Source organism: Lysobacter niastensis, assembly GCF_031457115.1.
In the GTDB taxonomy this organism is placed as follows: Bacteria; Pseudomonadota; Gammaproteobacteria; order Xanthomonadales; family Xanthomonadaceae; genus Lysobacter_J; species Lysobacter_J niastensis_A.
In genome coordinates this window covers 140,445-159,161 of sequence record NZ_JAVDVY010000003.1, presented here as the reverse complement: position 1 = coordinate 159,161, position 18,717 = coordinate 140,445, and the positions used below count along the sequence as shown (strand labels likewise).

16 protein-coding genes and 4 tRNA genes are annotated in these 18,717 nt (G+C 66.4%); 17 read left to right on the top strand and 3 right to left on the bottom strand.

The genetic code is table 11. The annotated features are described in order from the left end of the window. Nucleotides 1–130 precede the first annotated feature (130 nt). From uvrC to J2X06_RS15315, 6 genes are all read left to right on the top strand, one after another. Nucleotides 131–2,014 carry an excinuclease ABC subunit UvrC gene (gene uvrC, locus J2X06_RS15340; RefSeq protein ID WP_310063905.1) on the top strand — a complete coding sequence of 628 codons (1,884 nt, stop codon included), beginning with the start codon at nt 131–133 and terminating at the stop codon, nt 2,012–2,014. Beyond that, complete coding sequence (pgsA, locus tag J2X06_RS15335) at nt 2,011–2,604, top strand: CDP-diacylglycerol--glycerol-3-phosphate 3-phosphatidyltransferase (protein WP_310063903.1); 594 nt, start codon at nt 2,011–2,013, stop codon at nt 2,602–2,604. Before uvrC ends, pgsA begins: the two co-directional genes overlap by 4 nt. A 149-nt stretch (nt 2,605–2,753) precedes the next feature. Next, nucleotides 2,754–2,829 (top strand) — tRNA-Gly (locus J2X06_RS15330). Between the two features lie 147 nt (nt 2,830–2,976). Beyond that, nucleotides 2,977–3,050, top strand: a tRNA-Cys gene (locus J2X06_RS15325). Between the two features lie 123 nt (nt 3,051–3,173). Further along, nucleotides 3,174–3,260: transfer RNA gene (locus tag J2X06_RS15320), tRNA-Leu, on the top strand. 339 nt (nt 3,261–3,599) lie between these two features. Continuing rightward, nucleotides 3,600–4,043 (top strand): hypothetical protein, encoded by a 444-nt coding sequence (locus J2X06_RS15315; RefSeq protein WP_310063901.1) that lies wholly within the window; start codon nt 3,600–3,602, stop codon nt 4,041–4,043. Between the two features lie 203 nt (nt 4,044–4,246). Here the strand turns inward: J2X06_RS15315 and J2X06_RS15310 are convergent, their stop codons facing one another. Continuing rightward, nucleotides 4,247–5,137, bottom strand: coding sequence for a LysR substrate-binding domain-containing protein (locus J2X06_RS15310; protein ID WP_310063900.1), 891 nt, complete (start codon nt 5,135–5,137; stop codon nt 4,247–4,249). Between the two features lie 70 nt (nt 5,138–5,207). Between J2X06_RS15310 and J2X06_RS15305 the strand changes: the two genes are divergently transcribed. The 3 genes from J2X06_RS15305 (at nt 5,208) to J2X06_RS15295 (ending at nt 9,259) form a co-directional block, all read left to right on the top strand. After that, nucleotides 5,208–6,221: a YeiH family protein gene (locus J2X06_RS15305; RefSeq protein ID WP_310063898.1), complete on the top strand. Its 1,014-nt coding sequence runs from the start codon at nt 5,208–5,210 to the stop codon at nt 6,219–6,221. A gap of 84 nt (nt 6,222–6,305) precedes the next feature. After that, nucleotides 6,306–7,583, top strand: coding sequence for a nucleotide sugar dehydrogenase (locus tag J2X06_RS15300; protein WP_310064464.1), 1,278 nt, complete (start codon nt 6,306–6,308; stop codon nt 7,581–7,583). A 56-nt stretch (nt 7,584–7,639) separates the two neighbouring features. Beyond that, the gene (locus J2X06_RS15295) at nt 7,640–9,259 is read left to right on the top strand and encodes an FMN-binding glutamate synthase family protein (protein ID WP_310063897.1); all 1,620 of its coding nucleotides are present in this window, start codon (nt 7,640–7,642) and stop codon (nt 9,257–9,259) included. Nucleotides 9,260–9,275: 16 nt separating this feature from the next. Here J2X06_RS15295 and arsC read toward each other — a convergent pair whose 3' ends face one another. Together arsC and J2X06_RS15285 are read right to left on the bottom strand one after the other, a co-directional pair. Next, nucleotides 9,276–9,629 carry an arsenate reductase (glutaredoxin) gene (gene arsC, locus J2X06_RS15290; RefSeq protein ID WP_310063895.1) on the bottom strand — a complete coding sequence of 118 codons (354 nt, stop codon included), beginning with the start codon at nt 9,627–9,629 and terminating at the stop codon, nt 9,276–9,278. 81 nt (nt 9,630–9,710) lie between these two features. Beyond that, nucleotides 9,711–9,785, bottom strand: a tRNA-Val gene (locus J2X06_RS15285). Nucleotides 9,786–9,958: 173 nt separating this feature from the next. Here J2X06_RS15285 and J2X06_RS15280 point away from each other — a divergent pair. The 8 genes from J2X06_RS15280 (at nt 9,959) to tviB (ending at nt 18,712) form a co-directional block, all read left to right on the top strand. Next, a complete protein-coding gene (locus J2X06_RS15280; RefSeq protein ID WP_310063893.1) occupies nt 9,959–10,795 on the top strand; it encodes a tyrosine-protein phosphatase in 837 nt (278 codons plus the stop codon). A gap of 149 nt (nt 10,796–10,944) precedes the next feature. Then, nucleotides 10,945–11,622, top strand: a complete 678-nt coding sequence (locus J2X06_RS15275; protein ID WP_310064463.1) for a polysaccharide biosynthesis/export family protein — start codon at nt 10,945–10,947, stop codon at nt 11,620–11,622. Continuing rightward, nucleotides 11,619–13,763: a GumC family protein gene (locus J2X06_RS15270; RefSeq protein ID WP_310063891.1), complete on the top strand. Its 2,145-nt coding sequence runs from the start codon at nt 11,619–11,621 to the stop codon at nt 13,761–13,763. Before J2X06_RS15275 ends, J2X06_RS15270 begins: the two co-directional genes overlap by 4 nt. A gap of 81 nt (nt 13,764–13,844) precedes the next feature. Beyond that, entirely contained in the window at nt 13,845–15,110 is a 1,266-nt protein-coding gene (locus J2X06_RS15265; protein ID WP_310063889.1) for a hypothetical protein, read from the top strand. 67 nt (nt 15,111–15,177) lie between these two features. Next, nucleotides 15,178–15,468, top strand: a complete 291-nt coding sequence (locus J2X06_RS15260) for a hypothetical protein (RefSeq protein ID WP_310063887.1) — start codon at nt 15,178–15,180, stop codon at nt 15,466–15,468. A 153-nt stretch (nt 15,469–15,621) separates the two neighbouring features. Next, complete coding sequence (locus tag J2X06_RS15255) at nt 15,622–16,002, top strand: hypothetical protein (RefSeq protein ID WP_310063885.1); 381 nt, start codon at nt 15,622–15,624, stop codon at nt 16,000–16,002. A 72-nt stretch (nt 16,003–16,074) separates the two neighbouring features. Beyond that, the gene (locus J2X06_RS15250; protein WP_310063883.1) at nt 16,075–17,448 is read left to right on the top strand and encodes an O-antigen ligase family protein; all 1,374 of its coding nucleotides are present in this window, start codon (nt 16,075–16,077) and stop codon (nt 17,446–17,448) included. Next, the gene (gene tviB / locus J2X06_RS15245) at nt 17,435–18,712 is read left to right on the top strand and encodes a Vi polysaccharide biosynthesis UDP-N-acetylglucosamine C-6 dehydrogenase TviB (protein ID WP_310063882.1); all 1,278 of its coding nucleotides are present in this window, start codon (nt 17,435–17,437) and stop codon (nt 18,710–18,712) included. The genes J2X06_RS15250 and tviB overlap by 14 nt, the downstream gene beginning before the upstream one ends. Nucleotides 18,713–18,717 lie beyond the last annotated feature (5 nt).

Here is an 18,717-nt window from a genome sequence, read left to right as displayed (position 1 = left end):
GAATCCCGACTCCGCCTTGCCCTGACGCATAATCGGCCCCATCCATGCCGAACCCTGTCACCGCCCAGCCCGCTGCATTTTCCTCGCCCGTGGTCCGCGATCGATGGCGCGTGGCGGGGCGCACCATTTCATGACCAAGCCCGAATTCCCGGCCTTCGATGGCAAGGCCTTCATCAAGAACCTCAGCACCGCGCCCGGCGTGTACCGGATGATCGCGGGCGACGACAGCGTGCTCTATGTCGGCAAGGCAGGCGCGCTGAAGAACCGCGTGTCCAGCTATTTCAACGCCACGCCCAAATCCGCGCGCATCATGACGATGCTGGCGCAGACCGCGCGCATGGAAGTCACGGTCACGCGCACCGAAACCGAAGCGCTGATCCTGGAAAACCAGCTGATCAAGTCGCTCAAGCCGCGCTACAACGTGCTGTTGCGCGACGACAAGAGTTACCCGTATGTGCTGATGACCCAGGAGGCCTGGCCGCGCATCGCCATGCACCGTGGGCCGCGCGCGATCCCGGGTCGATATTTTGGCCCGTATGCCAGCGTCGGCGCCGTGCGCGACACACTCAACCTGATGCACAAGCTGTTCAAGTTGCGCAGTTGCGAGGACAGCGTATTCCGCAACCGCTCGCGGCCGTGCCTGCAGCACCAGATCGGTCGCTGCAGCGCGCCGTGTGTGGGGCTGGTGCCTGCACGCGACTACTCCGAAAGCGTGCGCCGCGCAGGCCTGTTCCTGGAGGGGCGCAGCGACGAGCTCAGTGACGACCTGGTCAAGTCGATGGAGGCTGCCAGCATCCGCCTCGATTTCGAGGAGGCGGCGCGCCTGCGCGACCTGGTGGCGTCGATCCGCAGCCTGCAGGCGCGGCAATACGTGGACGGCCGCGCGGCCGACCTGGACGTGCTCGCGATCGCCATGCATGGAGTGTCCGCCTGCGTGCTGCTGCTGGCGTTCCGCGACGGCCGCAACCTGGGCACGCGCGCCTTCTTCCCCAAGACCAACGGCAGCGACAACCCGCAGGAAGTGCTGGCGGCGTTCGTGTCGCAGTACTACGTCGAGCAACCGCCGCCGGGCGAGATCGTGATCGATCGCGACATTCCGGATCGCGAGCTGATCGAGCACGCGCTGTCCAGTTCGGGCGAGCGAAAGGTCCAGCTCAGGTTCAACGTGCGCGCCGAACGCGCGGGCTACCTGGACATGGCGCGCCGCAATGCCGAGCTGTCCCTGGCCGCCGAGCGCACCAGCCATGCCGCGCAGCACGCGAGAGCCGAAGCGCTGCGCGAGATGATGGGCATGTCGGCGTTGCCTTCCCGGATAGAGTGCTTCGACATCAGCCACACCATGGGCGAGGCGACCGTGGCCTCGTGCGTGGTGTTCGATGCGGAGGGACCGGTACGCGGTCAGTACCGGCGCTACAACATCACAGGCATTGAGCCGGGTGACGACTACGCGGCCATGCACCAGGCCATCGAGCGCCGCTTCCGCCGCGCGGTCGAAGAGGGCGGGGTGATGCCGGACATCCTGCTGATCGACGGCGGCGCCGGCCAGGTCGCACAGGCGCGCGCCGCGCTGGACGACCTGGGCGTGGAGGGCGTGGTACTGGTAGGCGTGGCGAAGGGACCCGCGCGGCGCGCGGGCGACGAGGAACTGTTGCTGCCGGACGGCCGCAGCTTGCGGCCCGGTGCGGAGTCCCCGGCGCTGCAGTTGATCCAGCAGGTCCGCGACGAGGCCCACCGGTTCGCCATCACCGGCCACCGTGGACGCCGACAGAAGGCCCGCAACAGCAGCCGGCTGGAGGACATCCCAGGTATCGGGCCGCGCCGCCGCGCTAATCTGTTGCGGCATTTCGGCGGCCTGGGCGGCCTGAAGGCGGCTGGGGTCGAGGAGATCGCGCGGGTCGATGGCATCAACGACGCCCTGGCCGAGCGCATCTATGCGACCCTGCACGGGCTGGACGTGCCCGACGGCGCCCCCGACACGAACGAACCGATGAGCAGCACGCGGAGCGAAGGATGAAGTTGACGGTACCGACCATGCTGACCCTGCTGCGGATCGTGCTGATCCCGGTGCTGGTGCTGGTGTTCTACCTTCCCTACAAATGGACCAACTTCGCCGCGGCTTTCGTCTTCGCGCTGGCGGCCATCACCGACTGGCTCGATGGCTGGATCGCGCGCCGCTACAACCAGTACTCGGCGTTCGGCGCGTTCCTCGATCCGGTGGCGGACAAACTGATGGTGACGACCGCGCTGGTCATCATTGTGCAGAGTCACCACACGATATGGATGGCGCTGTGGGCCGCGGTCATCATCGGTCGCGAGATCGCCGTGTCGGCGCTGCGCGAGTGGATGGCCGAACTCGGTCAGCGTGCCCGCGTGGCCGTGGCCAACGTCGGCAAGATCAAGACCGTGGTGCAGATGGTCGCGCTGCTGTGCCTGCTGTATGCGGTCACGCCCGATTCGACGGCGCGCGCGGACATCTGGATGGGTGAACCGATATTCAGGATCGGCGACTGGCTGCTGGCCGCGGCGGCATTGCTGACACTGTGGTCCGGTTTCGAATACCTGCGAGTGGCGTGGCCCGTCTTGCGCGAAGACGTCCGTTCATAGAAAATACGCACATCGCGAACGGCGCCATTGTTCGCGTGGATCACGCGGTGGCGCGCATGATCCGGTGTCGAGGAAGGCCTGGAACAGGTCTTCCGGAAACGAAAAAGGGTTGACACTTTTCGTTTCATGCCTAAAATGTCGGTTCCTCTGCGGGAATAGCTCAGTTGGTAGAGCACGACCTTGCCAAGGTCGGGGTCGCGAGTTCGAGTCTCGTTTCCCGCTCCAAATTCGGGGGGTTTTCGAAAGATTGCCTCCTCAGACAAGGCCCCGCACGCGGGGCCTTGTTGTTTCCGGGTCCAGCGCTGCGTCAGGGCGCGGTTTATGGAACAATCGCCTGCGGCAGAATCTGCCAAGGCGGATTCGAAAGTCACCGGCCTGGTGGCAGAGTGGTCATGCAGCGGACTGCAAATCCGCGTACGCCGGTTCAATTCCGACCCAGGCCTCCAAAGCAAAACAAATAGCCCGGCAGACGCCGGGCTTTTTGTTTTTGTCTGTCCGATAGGGCCGTGCGCGAGGTTGGATTCCCGCTCTGGAAACACGTCGCGTAAGCTATCCCGCGACGCATCCCTGCCCGGATGGCGGAATCGGTAGACGCAGCGGACTTAAAATTCGCCGGCCTCACGGCCGTGCCGGTTCGATCCCGGCTCCGGGCACCATCTCTAAGTTCCAGGAAGTCTCAGGGCGTCGCACTAACCGGCGAGGACGTTGCAAGCGCCATCGCGCGCGACGACGGCGAGGGCGCGCTTGCCGCGCAGTGCCGGTCCATCGCCGACAACGCCGGGGACGACTACCGCTTCGGCCCGAAGAGCCGGCTAGTGGAGGCGGACAGCGAGGCCCGGTCGAAGCTGCGCATCTGGACCCGGCCCCGGCGAAGTGCCGGCCGATGCTTCCCCCAATTCCAGAACCTTCCGATGACAGGTAGGCTTCACTGAGCGCGCCGCCCGGCGCCGCCCTTGCAGGATTGGACGACCCCTTTCAGGAGAATGCTCATGCGTTTGCCGTTGCTGTTCGCTGCCGTCATCGCCCTCATGTGCCTGGCGGCTCCGCCGGCCGCCGCCAACAACACCCGCAACACCGACGCCAAGACCATCCTGGAACAGCAGGCCGGAATCCGGACCGAGGCAATGAACAAGAAGGGGCGCTACAAGGACATGGCCGAGCCCAAGCGCCAGGAACTGTTCGCGCACCAGGACAAGGTGAATCGGGCGCTTGACGGCGTAGGGAGCACCACCGATCTTCCTGAGAAGGATCAGATCGTCGTGTTCAATTCGCTTGAGGCCATCGAGGCCATCATCAACCAGGCCGAAGAAGAGCGCATGGTGTGCACGCGGGTCAAACCGGTCGGCAGCAACCGGCCCCAGACGGTGTGCAAGACCGTCGCGCAAATGCGCGAGGAAAAGCTCGAAGCAGACCGCGCCTTTACACGCGACTCGCGCTGAACGGACGGCTGCTGGTCCTCTTCCGATGCTCCAGGCGCGCCGCCCGGCGCGCTTGGCGCTGTCAACCGATCAGTTGCAGCCTCAGAGTTTTTTAACAGAATAGGCCGATAGCAGACCGTCGCCGAGCGCCTGTATGGAGTGCCCTACCGACGCAGTCCAGTTCGGCCGGGGTGGGGGTCGCACCAGCGCTGCCTATGCCGGCACTACGAGGCGCGCCCACTCACGCTGCGCAGAAAGGCCTGCAGCAGCGCGCTGCGATAACGCCGTCGATGCAACACCAGGCTCAAGGGGCGATCCAGCTGCAGGAACGGCGTGCGCAGCACAGCCAGCCTTCCCGCTGCATGTGCGTCGGCGACCGCCACCGCCGGCAGCAATGCCAATCCCAGTCCGGCAATGACGGCCTGCTTGATGGCCTCGCTCTGGTCGAGTTCCAGCACGGTTTCGCCCGGGGGCAGCACCGACAGAGCGCGTTCGGTGTGTTCGCGCGTGGCCGAGCCGGATTCGCGCAGGATCCAGCGAGTGCCGGCGAAGTGGCGGACTTCCAGCCGCTTGCGTTGCGCCAATGGATGTCCGACCGGGGCGCACACGCACAGGCTGTCCGTGCGCCATGGCAGCAACTCCAGGTCCGGATGCGCCGCCGCGCCTTCGATGCAGCCAAGATCGAAGCTGTAATCGAGCACGCCGGCCACGATGGCGGCGGTGTTGTCGACCTGCAGCTTCACCGCGACCTGCGGATGCTTGGCGACGAAGCTTCCCAGCAGTTCGCCCACCAGGTAGTTGCCGACCGTGTTGCTGGCGCCCAGGCGCAACTCGCCGCCGAGTTCGGCGCCGTCAGCATCAACGCTGCGTGTCAGTTCGCGCATTCGCTCCAGCAGTTCCTGCGCCAGCGGCAGGACGCGGCGACCGTGCGCATTGAGATGCAACCGGCGCTGGTGTCGCTCGAACAACGGCGCGCCCAGCAGGCGTTCCATTTCGGACAGGGCCATGCTCGCCGCCGGCTGGGTCAGGTGCATTTGCTCGGCGGCGGCGCGGACGCTGCCGGACAGGGCGATGGCAACGAAGACTTCGAGTTGGCGCGGGCTGATCGCGATCATCAGTATTCCTTATTGATGGCCTAAGGAAATTCAACTTCAATTATTTCATGGCAGGCCTGACCATGTCGCCATGTCATACGCCAAGCCGCTCACGCCGTCCTACCTCCCGCCGCAACTGCCCGGCCTCCTGCTGGCCTCGGGCCTGGCGCTGTTCGCGTGGTGGCTGGCACAGCAGCCGCTGTTGCAGGGCGCGCAGCTGAGCGCGCTCACCGTAGCGATCGTGATCGGCATGCTGATCGGCAACTTCGCCGGCAGCCGCCTGCCGGCATCGACCGGGGTCGGCATCGCCCTGGCGCAGCGGCAACTGCTGCGGTTGGGCGTGGTCCTTTATGGGCTGCGACTGAGCTTCCAGGACGTCGCGGCCATCGGTACCACGGGCCTTTTGCTGGATCTGATCATCGTCGCCAGCACGCTGGGCCTGGGCACGTGGGTGGGACGGCGCTGGCTGGGCCTGGATCGCGACACCGCCCTGCTGACCGCAGCGGGCAGCGCGATCTGCGGCGCGGCCGCGGTGCTGGCGGTGGAGCGGGTGATCCGGCCAGATTCCAGCAAGGTCGCCATGGCGGTCGCCAGCGTGGTGCTGTTCGGCACGCTCAATATCTTCCTGTACCCGCAGCTCTATCCGTACCTGGGCCTGGATGCGGCCGCGTTCGGGCTCTACACCGGAGCGACCGTGCACGAGGTCGCGCAAGTGGTGGCCGTCGGCAGCGCGATCGGTCCGGAAACGGCGGATGCCGCAGTCGTGGTCAAGCTCACCCGTGTGTTGATGCTGGTCCCGGTGCTGTTCCTGCTGGGCTGGCGGGAGTCGCGCAAGGGCGGGGGACACGGGATCGTGATTCCGTGGTTCGCGATCGGATTCCTGGCCATGGTGGCGGTGAATTCGCTGGTGCCGGTGCCAGCGGCGCTCAAGTCGATGCTGCTCTCCCTCGACACGCTGCTGCTCGCCACGGCGATGGCGGCGCTCGGGCTGGGGACGCGCTTTGCCAAGTTGCGCGCGTTGGGGCCAAAGCCGCTTCTGCTGGCGGCGGTACTGTTCCTTTGGCTGAGCATCGGCGGATACGCGCTGGTGCGCTGGCTGCACTGAGTACTACGTACTGCTATCGCGCCACGCTCTGGCCCTAGAATGCGTCGCGAAGGTGCCAACAGCGGGCACCCGGCGGGGGATCAGATGCAGGAAGTCGGTAGTGCGCGTATCGCGGTGATCGGGCTGGGCTATGTCGGGCTGCCGTTGGCTGTCGAATTCGGCAGGCGCCATGACACGCTCGGTTACGACATCGATGCCCGCCGCATCCAGCATCTGCGCGATGGCGACGACGGCAATCGCGAAACCAGTCCCGAGGAAATCCGGGCTGCGACGCGCCTGGCCTTCACCGATTCGCTGGAAGACCTGCGCGACCGCAACGTCTTCATCGTCACGGTGCCAACGCCCATCGACGAGCACAAGCGTCCCGATTTTTCCCCGCTGATCGGCGCCAGCCGCGCGATCGGCAGCGTGCTCAAGCCGGGCGACACGGTCATCTACGAGTCGACGGTCTATCCGGGCGCAACCGAGGAAATCTGCGTGCCGGAACTGCAGAGCTCCTCCGGCCTGCGTTTCAACGAGGATTTCTTCGTCGGCTACAGCCCCGAGCGCATCAATCCGGGCGACCGTCAGCGACGCCTGGTCGATATTCCCAAGGTGACCTCGGGCTCGACGCCGGCCACCGCCGACTTCGTCGACGCGCTCTACCGCGAGATCATCCCGGCCGGCACGCACAAGGCGTCCAGCCTGCGCGTGGCCGAGGCCGCCAAGGTCATCGAGAACACCCAGCGCGACGCCAACATCGCGTTGATCAACGAGTTCGCGTTGATCTTCCAGCGCCTGGGCATCGATACGACCGAAGTGCTGGAAGCCGCTGGCACCAAGTGGAATTTCCTGCCGTTCCGTCCGGGTCTGGTGGGCGGCCACTGCATCGGTGTCGACCCGTACTACCTGATCCAGAAGGCGCAGGCGGCCGGCTATTACCCGGACATCCTGCTTGCCTGCCGTCGCATCAACGACGCGATGGGCGCGCATGTCGCGAACGAAGTGATCAAGCTGATGATCCAGCGCGGCATCGCCGTGGCCGGATCGCGCATCCTGATCCTCGGCATCACCTTCAAGGAAAACTGCCCGGACCTGCGCAATACGCGTGTGGTCGAGCTGGCGCGCCAGTTCGGCGAGTACCGCGCGCAGGTCGACATCCACGACCCGTGGGCCGATGCCGATGAAGCCCGGCGCGAATACGGCGTCGGATTGCTCGCGCAGCCGGCGCAAGGTGCTTACGACGCGGTGATCCTGGCCGTCGCTCACGACCAGTTCCGCAAGCTCGGGGCGGGTGGGGCCCGCGCTTTCGGCAAGCCGCAGGCGCTGCTGTACGACATCAAGAGCCTGTTCCCGCGCGAGGACGTAGACGGGCGTTTGTGACGCCTGGCTTCAGCTGGCGCGGGTATGCTTCAGACAACCGGCCACCCCTGAAGACGATGCGTTACGCCTTTTACGCGTTCTGCCTCCTCGCCACGATCGTCTCGATCCTGCTGGGCCTGCATTCGCCCGGCTGGCTATGGGGTGCCGGGGCGTTCGGCGCGCTGGCGGCGCTGGGGACCTGGGACTTGCTGCAGACACGCAGCACGCTGCGGCGAAACTATCCGGTGACTGCGCACTTCCGATACGGCCTGGAGTCCATCGGCCCGGAGATGCGGCAGTACTTCATCGAGTCCGATACCGCCGAAGTGCCGTTCTCGCGCGAGCAGCGGGCGCTGGTCTACCAGCGCGCCAAGTCGGTCAACGACGTGCGCCCGTTCGGCACGCTGCAGGACGTGTACGGGCCGAACTACGAGTGGATCAACCATTCGCTGCTGCCGGCGCCGCATGGCAGCCACGACTTCCGCGTCGTGGTGGGCGAGGGAACCCCGCACCCATACTCGGCGAGCGTGTTCAACATCTCGGCGATGAGCTTCGGATCGCTGTCGGCCAATGCGATCCGCGCGCTCAATCATGGCGCGAAGCTCGGGGGCTTCTATCACGATACCGGTGAGGGGTCGATCTCGCCTTACCACCGCGAATACGGTGGCGACCTGGTCTGGGAGATCGGCTCGGGCTACTTCGGCTGCCGCAACGACGACGGCAGCTTCAATGCGGAACGCTTCGCCGAAAACGCGCGCGACCCGCAGGTGAAGATGATCGAGATCAAGCTTTCGCAGGGCGCCAAGCCGGGCCATGGCGGTGTCCTGCCTGCGGCCAAGGTCACCGCTGAAATCTCCATCACGCGCGGCGTGCCGATGGGAGTGGATTGCGTATCGCCGGCTCAGCACAGCGCGTTCGACTCGCCACTGGGACTGCTGCAATTCGTGGCGCGACTGCGTGAGTTGTCCGGAGGCAAGCCGGTCGGTTTCAAGTTCGCGATCGGTCATCCCTGGGAATGGTTCGGCATTGCCAAGGCCATGCTCGAAAGCGACCTGCTGCCTGACTTCATCGTCGTCGACGGAGCCGAGGGCGGCACCGGTGCGGCGCCCGCGGAGTTCATCGACCACGTCGGCGTACCGATGCACGAGGCGCTGATGCTCGTGCACAACACCCTGGTCGGGCTGGACCTGCGCAAGCGCGTCCACATCGGCGCCGCCGGGCGTATCACCAGCGCGTTCGACATCGCGCGCACGATGGCGATGGGCGCGGACTGGTGCAACGCCGCCCGCGGTTTCATGTTCGCACTGGGATGCATCCAGTCGCAGAGTTGCCATACCGATCGCTGCCCGACCGGCGTGGCAACGCAGGATCCGCGACGCTGGCGCAATCTCGATGTGGCGGACAAGGCGGTGCGTGTGGCCAGCTTCCACCAGAACACGCTGAAGGCATTGCGCGACCTGCTGTGCGCGGCTGGCCTGGAGCATCCCCAACAATTGGGCCCCGAACACATCCTGCGCCGGGTTTCGCCGATCGAAGTGCGCTCGTTGGCCGCGCTTTATCGCTTCCTCAAGCCCGGCGACCTGCTGGGCAGGATTCCGGACCACGCGGTATTCCAGTCGTTCTGGGCGGGCGCGCGGAGCGATTCGTTCGCCGCGCCGGAAAAAGTGCAGGCGATGCGCGTGAGCAAGTCGCTCTAGCGGAGTCGAGCGTGGATCAGTCCAGCAGCTCCAGCACGCGCTCGGGCGGGCGCCCGATTACGGCGCGGCCACGATGGATGAAGATCGGACGCTCGATCAGGCGCGGGTGCGAGGCCATCGCTTCGAGCAGTGTCTGTTCCGGCAGCGACATGTCAGCCAGCCCCAAGGCGGCATAGTCGTCCTCGCCGGTGCGCAGCAGCTCGCGCGCGGAGATACCAAGAACGCAGAGCAGGTCACGCAGCTGCTCCACGGTGGGCGGAGTGTCGAGGTACGCCACGATCTCGGGTTCGATCCCGCGCTCGAGCAACAGTTCCAGCGCGCCGCGGGACTTGGAGCAGCGCGGGTTATGGAAGAGGCGGGTGCCGATCACTGGACGGTCCTCATGAACGCGGCCCAAGGGCCTGGACGGAAAAAACAAAAGGCCGGCTTGCGCCGGCCTTTTGTCTGGATATGGTGGGCGGTACAAGTTTCGAACTTGTGACCCCTGCCGTGTGAAAGCAGTGCTCTACCGCTGAGCTAACCGCCCCTAAGGGCTGCGCAGTATACAGCATGGCCCGCATCGGTTGCCAAGGGGGTGAGGTGCAGGATTGGGTCCAAAACCGAGCGATACGCGAATCGAAGCGATCTCGCGGCGCGCGCCAATCCGCCCAGGTGCGCCTGCGGTGGCTACACTGGCGCGGCCATCAAGATGGAATCGCGATGTTCGACCTTCACTGCCACATGCTTCCGGGCATCGATGACGGCGCCACCGATCTTGAGATGGCCCTGGAGATGGCGCGTATCGCAGTCGCCGACGGCATCGCCACCATCGCCTGCACGCCTCACATCTATCCCGGCATGTACGACAACAGCGCCGAGGGTATTCGCGCCGCGATCGCCGCATTCCAGGCGGAACTGGATGCGCGCGGCATCACTTTGCGCCTGGTCGAAGGCGCCGACGTGCACCTCGCGCCGGCGCTGGTCGCGGACATCCGCGCGGGACGCGTGCCGACCCTGGCCGGCTCGCGCTACCTGCTGCTGGAGCCGCCGCATCATGTAGCCCCGCCGCGGTTCGAGGATGCCGTGTTCGAGTTGATGACCGCCGGGATCGTGCCGGTCATCACCCATCCGGAACGGCTCAGCTGGGTCGAAACGCATTACGAACTGTTCACCCGCCTCAGCAAGCGCGGGGCCTGGATGCAGATCACCGCGGGCGCGCTGACCGGACGTTTTGGCCGGAGGGTGCGCTACTGGGGCGAACGCTTCGTCGGCGAGGGCCATGCGATGGTGCTGGCGACCGACGCGCATCATCCAACGCGTCGCCCGCCCTTGCTGGCCGAGGCGCGCGAGGCCGCGGCGGCACTGGTTGGCACAACCGAGGCCACCCACCTGGTCGAGACCCGTCCACGCGGCATCGTCGCCGACCAGGCACCCGCCGCGCTGCCGCCGTTGCCCGCCGGGCAGCCCGGCTTCAGGGCGCGTCCGTCGGCGGCGACCGAACGTGATGGCGCGGTCTTCGGCCGATTCCTCCGGTCCCTGCGTGGTCGGCGAGGCTGAATGGGGTCGGGTGGGAAAAAGTCTCGGCCGACAGCCGACGCGGACCAATGTCACAGTTTAGAATGCCCGGGCAGCGCCTGCGATTGACCCAAGGGGTTGGGTGACCGGCGCGCACGTTGTTTCTGTTTTCTCCGGGGATCGCCGAGTCGATGATCGTGTTGCCTAGATGGGCGTTTGTGTGCGCCCTGTCATTGCTGTTGTCGGCTTGCGCCAGCCAGCCCCCTCAACCTGTATTGCCGGCCAGCGACTCTGTCGCCTCGCTGCTCGGTCGTGCCGAATACCGCGTCGGCCCTAGCGACCTGCTCGCGGTGTCGGTGTTCCAGGTCAAGGATCTCGACCGCGAGGTGCGGGTCAACAACGCCGGCCAGATCTCGCTGCCGCTGATCGGCACGGTCGATGCCGCAGGCCGCACCATCGGCGAGCTTGAAGGCGAGATCGCCAGCCGCTACGGCGCGCGCTACCTGCAGAACCCGCAGATAAGCGTGTTCGTGAAGGAACTGGTCAGCCAACGCATCACTGTCGGCGGCGCAGTGGGGAAACCCGGCATCTTCCCGGTCAATTCCCGCGTCACCCTGGTCCAAGCGATCGCGCTGGCGCAGGGCTTCACCGACGTGGCCAGCCACCGCAACGTGTTCGTGTTCCGCACCGTCGACGGCCAGCGTCAGTTCGCCCGCTTTGACGTCGCCGCGATCGAGGCCGGCGAACAGACCGACCCCGAACTGCAGGGCGAGGACGTGGTCATGGTCGATTCGTCGGCCGGCAAGCAATCGCTCAAGACCCTGGTCCAGCTGACACCATTCCTGACGGTCTGGAGGGTGTACCAATGACCACGATGACCGAGCATCCGCTGCTGCCTGAACCGCTGGGCCAGGAGCCGGACAGCGACGAGATCAACCTGCTCGAGTACTGGCGGATCCTGCGCGAACGCCAGTGGTTGGTGGTCGGGGTGACCGCGGCGGTGGCGCTGGTGGCGCTGGTGCTGACCTTGCTGGCCACGCCGGTGTTCCGCGCTGGCAGCACTCTGCAGATCGAGCGCGAAACCATCCAGCTGCTGGACGTCCAGGGCCTGCAGCCGGCCGAATCGCCCTACGACATCGATTTCTACCAGACCCAGTACGAGCTGCTGCAGAGCCGCTCGCTGGCGCAGCGCGTGGTCCAGGACCTGCGCCTGGTCGAGCATCCGTACTTCGCCAAGACCGTGGCCGCGGTCGACGAGGCGTTCAACGAGCGCAATCCCGGCAAGGCGAACGCGCTGGGCAAGGCACAGGCGCGTGAGGATGCGCTGGTCGGCACGGTGATGGGCGGATTGACCGTCGAGCCGGTGCGCAATTCGCGCCTGGTCCGGGTCAACTTCGACTCGCCCGATCCGCAACTGGCCGCGCGCATCTCCAACGGCTACGGCGATGCCTTCATCGCCAGCAACATCGAGCGCCGCTTCGATGCGTCCAGCTACGCCAAGAAGTACCTCGAAGACCGCCTGACACAGCTCAAGGGCAAGCTGGAGGACTCCGAGCGCGATCTGGTGACCTTCTCCGAGAAGGAGCAGATCGTCTCGGTCGGCGAGGACAAGCCCTCGCTCGACGCGCAGAACCTGGGCGACATCAATTCCGCGCTGGCCGCCGCACAGAGCGCGCGGATCAAGGCCGAGGCGCAGTGGCGCCAGGCCAGCACCGGCGACGGCCTGGGTCTTCCTCAGGTGGTGGCCAATACCCTGATCCAGAAACTGCGCGAGCAGCGCGCGACCCTGTCCGCCGACTACCAGCAAAAGCTGGGCACGATGAAGCCGGACTACCCGGACATGGTCCGCCTGCACAACCAGATCGGCGAAGTCGACCGCCAGATCGCCACCGAGGTCGGTAACGTGCGCGCCGCGCTGCAGGCCGAGTACGGCGCCGCGCAGGAGCAGGAAACCCTGCTGCAGGAGCGCATCGCCGGACTCAAGTCGGACGTGCTGGACCTGCAGGGCCGCAGCATCCAGTACAACATCCTCAAGCGCGAGGCCGAGACCAACCGGCAGCTCTACGACGCGCTGTTGCAACGCTACAAGGAGATCGGCGTGGCGGGCGGCATCGGCGCCAACAACATCTCGGTGGTCGACCGCGCCCAGGTGCCGGACTTCCCGCACTCGCCGCGCAAGGCCCTCAATCTGGCGGTGGGCTTGCTGCTGGGTGGCTTCCTCGGAGTTCTGCTCGCGTTCCTGCTGCACTACCTGGACAAAGCCGTGCACAACCCCAAGGCGCTGGAAACCGCGTCGCGGCGCCCCGTTCTGGGCGCCATCCCGCTGCTGGGCAAGGGCGCGACGCCAGCTCAGGCTGTGGCCGACCTGCGCTCGCCGTTCTCCGAGGCATACCGATCGGTGCGCACCGCGCTGCAGTTCGCTACCTCCAGTGGCCTGCCGCGCAGCCTGCTGATCAGCAGCGCCGGTCCGGCCGAGGGCAAGACCACCACCGCAGTGGAGCTGGCGCGCAACATCGCCCAGCTCGGCAAGCGGGTCGTGCTGATCGACGCCGACCTGCGCAAGCCGTCCGTGCACAGGGCGCTCGGCCTGACCAATGAGGCAGGCCTGTCCAACCTGCTCGCCGGTGCGGCCGCGTCCGCGCAGGTGGTGCAGACGATGGGCGACGGGCTTAGCGTGATCACCTCCGGCCCGATCCCGCCCAGCCCGCCCGAGTTGCTCGGCGGCCACGCCTTCGCCGAGCTGCTGCAGGAGCTGGGGCAGCGCTTCGACGTGGTGGTGCTGGATGGTCCGCCGGTGCTCGGCCTGGCCGACGCGCCGCTGCTGGCACACCATGCGGCGGCTACGTTGCTGGTGGCCGCGGCCGGTGAGACCCGCTCGGACGCCATCGACGCCGCCCTGCGCCGTCTCAATGCGACCGGCGCACGCGTGCTCGGCTCAGTGCTGACCCGCTTCGACGCCAAGCGACAAGGCGAGAACTATGGCTATGCCTACGAGTACGGCGGCAGGTAAGCGCCATGGGCTGACCCCCGCTGCGGCCGCATTGCGGGCGGCGGTGGTCGGCGTCCGGGGCGAGCGCGCTTGAGCGTGCGGATGTTCGGGTCCACCGCAAGCGGTACCGCCGTGCACCTGTTGCGGTTGGCGATCGCTATCGCGCTGGCGGCAGCGTTCGCGATCGCTGCGCTGGAACTGGCGCAAGTGGACGGACCGCTCGGTCCGCCGCGCGGTCCGGACCGGATCGTCGAGGCGATCCCCGCCGATGCCGACGCTGCTGCCGATCTCAAGGCCGCAGCGGCTGCCGTGCTGGCCGACCGGCCAGTCGACGGACGCGGATTCCGTCTGCTGGCGCAACGCGCCGAGCTGGAGGGGCAGGGCGAGCGCGCGCGTGAGCTGTACCGGATCGCGGTCGAACGCGCGCCGCGTGACCGGCTGGCGCGGGCCAAGCTGCTCGATGACGCACTGGTTGCGGAGAACTACGACCTGGCCGGCGAGCACGTCGATGCATTACTGCGGGTCATGCCCACACTGGGCGCGCCACTGCTTGCGACGCTGGTGCAGTCGCTGCCCGCGCCGGCATTGCAGGCTGTCCTCGCACCGCGCCTGGCATCGGACCCACCGTGGCGGGCTGCACTCGCGACCGCGTTGCGCCAGGACGATGTCGACCCTGCAACGGCCGAAGCACTGCTGGCCGCACTGGCTGAGCGCTTGCCGCCTACCGACGCCGAAGCGCAGGCGCGCATCGAACTGCTGGTGAAGCTCGGCCGCGCGGACCTGGCTCGGGGTCTGTGGCGCGAGCGTCTGGCTCCGGCGAATCGCGCGAGGGACGGCATCGTGTTCGATGGCGGTTTCGAAGGCGCCTGGCTGGATCCGGGCACCTCCGGTCCGTTCGGCTGGCAACTGGCACCGCAGCCGGGGGTCGCCATGGGTGTCGATGGCAGCGATCCGGCCGAGGGAGTGCAGTCGCTGGTGGCGGAGTTCAGCGGGCGCGTGGTTGCCTTTGCCGGCCCTGCCCAGGCGCTGGTGCTGGAGCCGGGCCGCTATCGCCTGAGCAGCGCGTTCGACGACCGTACCGGCAGCGCCCGCGCATTTTTCTGGCGCCTGTCCTGCGCCGACGGCTGGGCAACCCTGGTTGAACTCAACGCGGGCGCCGGTGACAGCGGCTGGCAACGGGTGCAGGCGGAGTTCGAGGTCGGCGAACAGTGCCCACTGCAATGGTTGCAATTGCGCCATGCCGGACGTTCGAGCGCTGAGCGCCAGTTGCGCGGCCGGTTGCAGGTCGACGCGGTCGCGGTGACGCCGCTGGTGGCTCCTCCAGCGTCAACGGTTGCCGTCGGGCAGGCGGCGAAATCTTCGCGTTGAAATGTGCTTCATGTCACGTTACTGTTTGTGTCGCATCGCCTAGCGGCGAACCTACAGGGGGATTTGCATGAAGCAGCTCGTATTCGGCGTGATCGCCATCTTCGCCTTCGGCCAAGTGGCCGCACAGCAGGTCTCGGTGAAGCCTGCGCCGGCGTCGGCCAACGTCGCCAGCACCCAGGATTCCAAGTGCAAGGGCGCCCAGTCCCACGCCAAGGCCGGTGAGGAAAAGAAGAACAAGTGCGCCGGCGCGATCAGCTCCGGCACCAAGAAGGCGTTCGCCGCCGGCGGCGTGGTTGCCGCGCTCGCGCTGGCTGCGGGTGGTGGCGGTGGCGGCAAAGACAAGCCGTCGAGCCCGTAAACAAGCGTTGACGCCCTAGCCAACCCGGCGCAGCGCCGGGTCGCTGCATGTCACATTCCTTGCCGAATGTCACATTCTTCACGTAGTATTCACGTTTCGTTAACAGCTAGCGCCACCGGACCGGTGTCGCGCACATGACACTACGGAGCCTGCATGAAGAAGTCCCTGTTCCTGGGCCTGGTTGCACTCGTATTTGCCGGCAGCGCGATGGCGCAGTCGCCCAAGGTGCTGGTCCATGCCCGTAAGGGCGAGGTGCAGGTGGCCGGTCATGCTGTGCCCAAGTCCTCCAGCTACGGTGCCGAGATCGGCGACGAAGTGGTCGTCAACGGCGGTGAAGCGACCGTTACCTATTCCAACGGTTGCGCCGTGCTGGTGACCGATCGCTACACCGTCAAGGCCGCCACGCCGATCTGCGCCAAGCCGGTCGAGAGCGGCATGCAGACCGAAACCGCCTACATCCTTGGCGGCGCCGGTGCCGCGGCCGCGGCTGCCGCGCTGCTGAGCGACGGCGACGACAAGCCGTCCAGCCCCTGATCCGGGTGGTTCGGCAGCAGTCATCGACGGGCCGCTCGTAGCGGCCCGTCGTCGTCTAAGGGGAGCTTCACCATGCAGGTCCAGCGCGTCGCCAACCGGGATTTCCTGGCGGAAGCGGCTGCCGGTCTGCTGCTGGTCGCCGCACTGTTGTTCGGTGGCGGTAGCCGCGGCCTCGGCGACCTGGTGGTGCACCTGTGCGCCCTTCCGGCCGCGTTATTGGCGCTGTTGCGCTGGCGCCAGGACCGGACCAGTCGCGCGCAGCGCGCATTCCTGTATCTGCTGATGGCGGCGCTGGCACTGGTAGCGCTGCAACTGGTGCCGCTGCCGGCGGCGTGGATCTCGCAGTTGCCGCAGCGTGCCGGGGTGCTGAGGGATCTGAAACTTGCCGGCCTGCAGCCCGATTGGCTGCCCATCGCCCTCGACCGCTGGGGCAGCGTGCGATCTCTGCTGGCGCTCGGTACCTTCATTTCGATGTGGGGATTGGCGACCACCCTGTCCGCGTCTGCGCGCCTGCGCCTATTGAAGCTGGCCTTACTGGTTTCGGCGCCGCTGGTACTGCTGGGTTTCGCTCAGGTTGCCGGTGGACAACATGTCGATCTGCAGTTCCACTCCTTCCAAAATGTCGGCAGCGCCACCGGCAGCTTCGCCAACCACAACCACTTCGCCTCGCTGCTGGCCATGCTTGCGCCGTTCGCCATCGCGTTCGGCTACCTTGCCCAGCGCGAGCATCGGCTCGGCTGGGCGGCCGCCTGGTACGCGACCACCGTGCTGGTCCTGCTTGGCAGCGCATTGACGTTCTCGCGCGCCGGCGTGGTGCTGGCCAGTCTCGCGGCCGCCGCTGCGGCCGTCTTGGTCTGGCGCGACCGCGCAGCCCGAATCGGCACGGCCGGCAGGTCGTCGGCGAGGGCAGCGCTGCTGGTTACCCTGGGGCTGACCGCCTTGGCCGTCGCCCACTATGCCTGGAATCGGATTCTCGGCCGCTTCGAGCAGGACGCCCTGGGAGACCAACGCTGGGTCTACCTCGAATACGGTCTCGATGCCGTCCGTACCTATTTCCCGTGGGGCAGCGGTGCAGGCAGTTTCCGTGATGTCTACGCGCCGTTCGAACCGGTGGGCGCCATGACGACCACTTACGCGCTGCACGCCCACAACGATCTGCTTGAAACGACATTGGAGTTAGGCGCGCCCGGGCTGTTGCTGCTCGTCTGCGTCACCATCTGTCTGCTTCTGGTCATGCGAAAAAATCTCACCGCTGCCACCGGCCCGGACGCGATAATTGCGGGTGTGACCGCAGTCGCGGTCTTGGGGCCCCTGCTGCATTCCCTGCTGGATTACCCACTGCGCACGCTCGAGGTGGCCGTGCTGTTTGCGCTCGTCGTGGCGCAGCTCACGGCCATGCGCAGCGATTCTTTTCATTCAAGCGGAAGTGCCGATGTTGTCTCTTGAGGACGTTCGTCTGGCCGTCGTTGGCCTGGGCTACGTGGGTCTGCCCTTGGCAGTCGAGTTCGGAAAGCGTTACCCGACGATGGGCTACGACATTCGCCCCGCGCGCGTGGTCGAACTGCTGGCCGGCCGCGACAGCACCCTGGAAGTCGAAGCCGAAGAGCTCGCAAAGGCAACGCATCTGCGCTATGCCGATCAGTTGGAGGCCATCGCCGACTGCAACGTCTACATCGTCACCGTGCCCACTCCGATCGACGCCGCACGTCGCCCCGATCTGACCCCGCTGGTCAAGGCCAGCGAGGCGCTGGGCACGGTGCTCAAGCGCGGCGACGTGGTCGTGTACGAATCCACCGTATACCCCGGTTGCACCGAGGAAGTGTGCATCCCCATCCTGGAGAAGGTCTCGGCGCTCACGTTCAACCAGGATTTTTTCGCCGGCTACAGCCCCGAGCGCATAAACCCGGGCGACAAGGCCCACCGCGTGACCACGATCCTCAAGGTGACCTCCGGCTCCACGCCGGAAGTTGCCGATTTCGTCGACGCACTGTACGGCTCCATCATCACCGCCGGCACTCATAAGGCCAGTTCGCTCAAGGTGGCAGAAGCCGCCAAGGTCATCGAGAACACCCAGCGCGACCTCAATATCGCCCTGGTCAACGACCTGGCCATGCTGTTCAACCGCCTCGGCATCGACACGCTGGAAGTACTGGAGGCTGCAGGCACCAAATGGAACTTCCTGCCGTTCCGCCCCGGCCTGGTGGGTGGGCATTGCATCGGCGTGGATCCCTACTACCTGACCCACAAGGCCCAGGAAGTGGGTCACCACCCCGACGTGATCCTGGCCGGCCGTCGCACCAACGATGGCATGGGGGCTTATGTAGCCGGGCAGGTCGTCCGCCTGATGGCCCGCAAGGGTATCAATCCGGTCGGTTCGCGCATCTTGGTGCTGGGCCTGGCCTTCAAGGAGAACTGTCCGGACCTGCGCAATACCCGCGTAGTAGACATCCTCGCGGCGCTGCGGGACTACAACGCCCGCATCGACATCCACGACCCGTGGGTGGATGCGGGCGAGGCCCGGCACGAGTACGGCCTCGACATCACGAGCGACCCGGAAGCCGGCATGTACGACGCCATCGTGCTGGCCGTGGGCCACGAACAATTCGCTGCCAGGGGCGTGGACGGTATTCGTGCCTACGGCAAGCCCGACTCGGTGATCTACGACGTCAAATACGTGCTGCCGCGCCATGCGGTCGACGGCCGCCTGTAAGGAAC

Excerpts from the sequence above, each read along its gene's own strand:
- uvrC (WP_310063905.1), top strand. The coding sequence starts at position 131 with ATGACCAAGCCCGAATTCCCGGCCTTCGATGGCAAGGCCTTCATCAAG.
- pgsA (WP_310063903.1), top strand. The coding sequence starts at position 2,011 with ATGAAGTTGACGGTACCGACCATGCTGACCCTGCTGCGGATCGTGCTG.
- J2X06_RS15310 (WP_310063900.1), bottom strand. The coding sequence starts at position 5,137 with ATGATCGCGATCAGCCCGCGCCAACTCGAAGTCTTCGTTGCCATCGCC.
- J2X06_RS15305 (WP_310063898.1), top strand. The coding sequence starts at position 5,208 with ATGTCATACGCCAAGCCGCTCACGCCGTCCTACCTCCCGCCGCAACTG.
- J2X06_RS15300 (WP_310064464.1), top strand. The coding sequence starts at position 6,306 with ATGCAGGAAGTCGGTAGTGCGCGTATCGCGGTGATCGGGCTGGGCTAT.
- J2X06_RS15295 (WP_310063897.1), top strand. The coding sequence starts at position 7,640 with ATGCGTTACGCCTTTTACGCGTTCTGCCTCCTCGCCACGATCGTCTCG.
- J2X06_RS15280 (WP_310063893.1), top strand. The coding sequence starts at position 9,959 with ATGTTCGACCTTCACTGCCACATGCTTCCGGGCATCGATGACGGCGCC.
- J2X06_RS15275 (WP_310064463.1), top strand. The coding sequence starts at position 10,945 with ATGATCGTGTTGCCTAGATGGGCGTTTGTGTGCGCCCTGTCATTGCTG.
- J2X06_RS15270 (WP_310063891.1), top strand. The coding sequence starts at position 11,619 with ATGACCACGATGACCGAGCATCCGCTGCTGCCTGAACCGCTGGGCCAG.
- J2X06_RS15265 (WP_310063889.1), top strand. The coding sequence starts at position 13,845 with ATGTTCGGGTCCACCGCAAGCGGTACCGCCGTGCACCTGTTGCGGTTG.
- J2X06_RS15260 (WP_310063887.1), top strand. The coding sequence starts at position 15,178 with ATGAAGCAGCTCGTATTCGGCGTGATCGCCATCTTCGCCTTCGGCCAA.
- J2X06_RS15255 (WP_310063885.1), top strand. The coding sequence starts at position 15,622 with ATGAAGAAGTCCCTGTTCCTGGGCCTGGTTGCACTCGTATTTGCCGGC.
- J2X06_RS15250 (WP_310063883.1), top strand. The coding sequence starts at position 16,075 with ATGCAGGTCCAGCGCGTCGCCAACCGGGATTTCCTGGCGGAAGCGGCT.
- tviB (WP_310063882.1), top strand. The coding sequence starts at position 17,435 with ATGTTGTCTCTTGAGGACGTTCGTCTGGCCGTCGTTGGCCTGGGCTAC.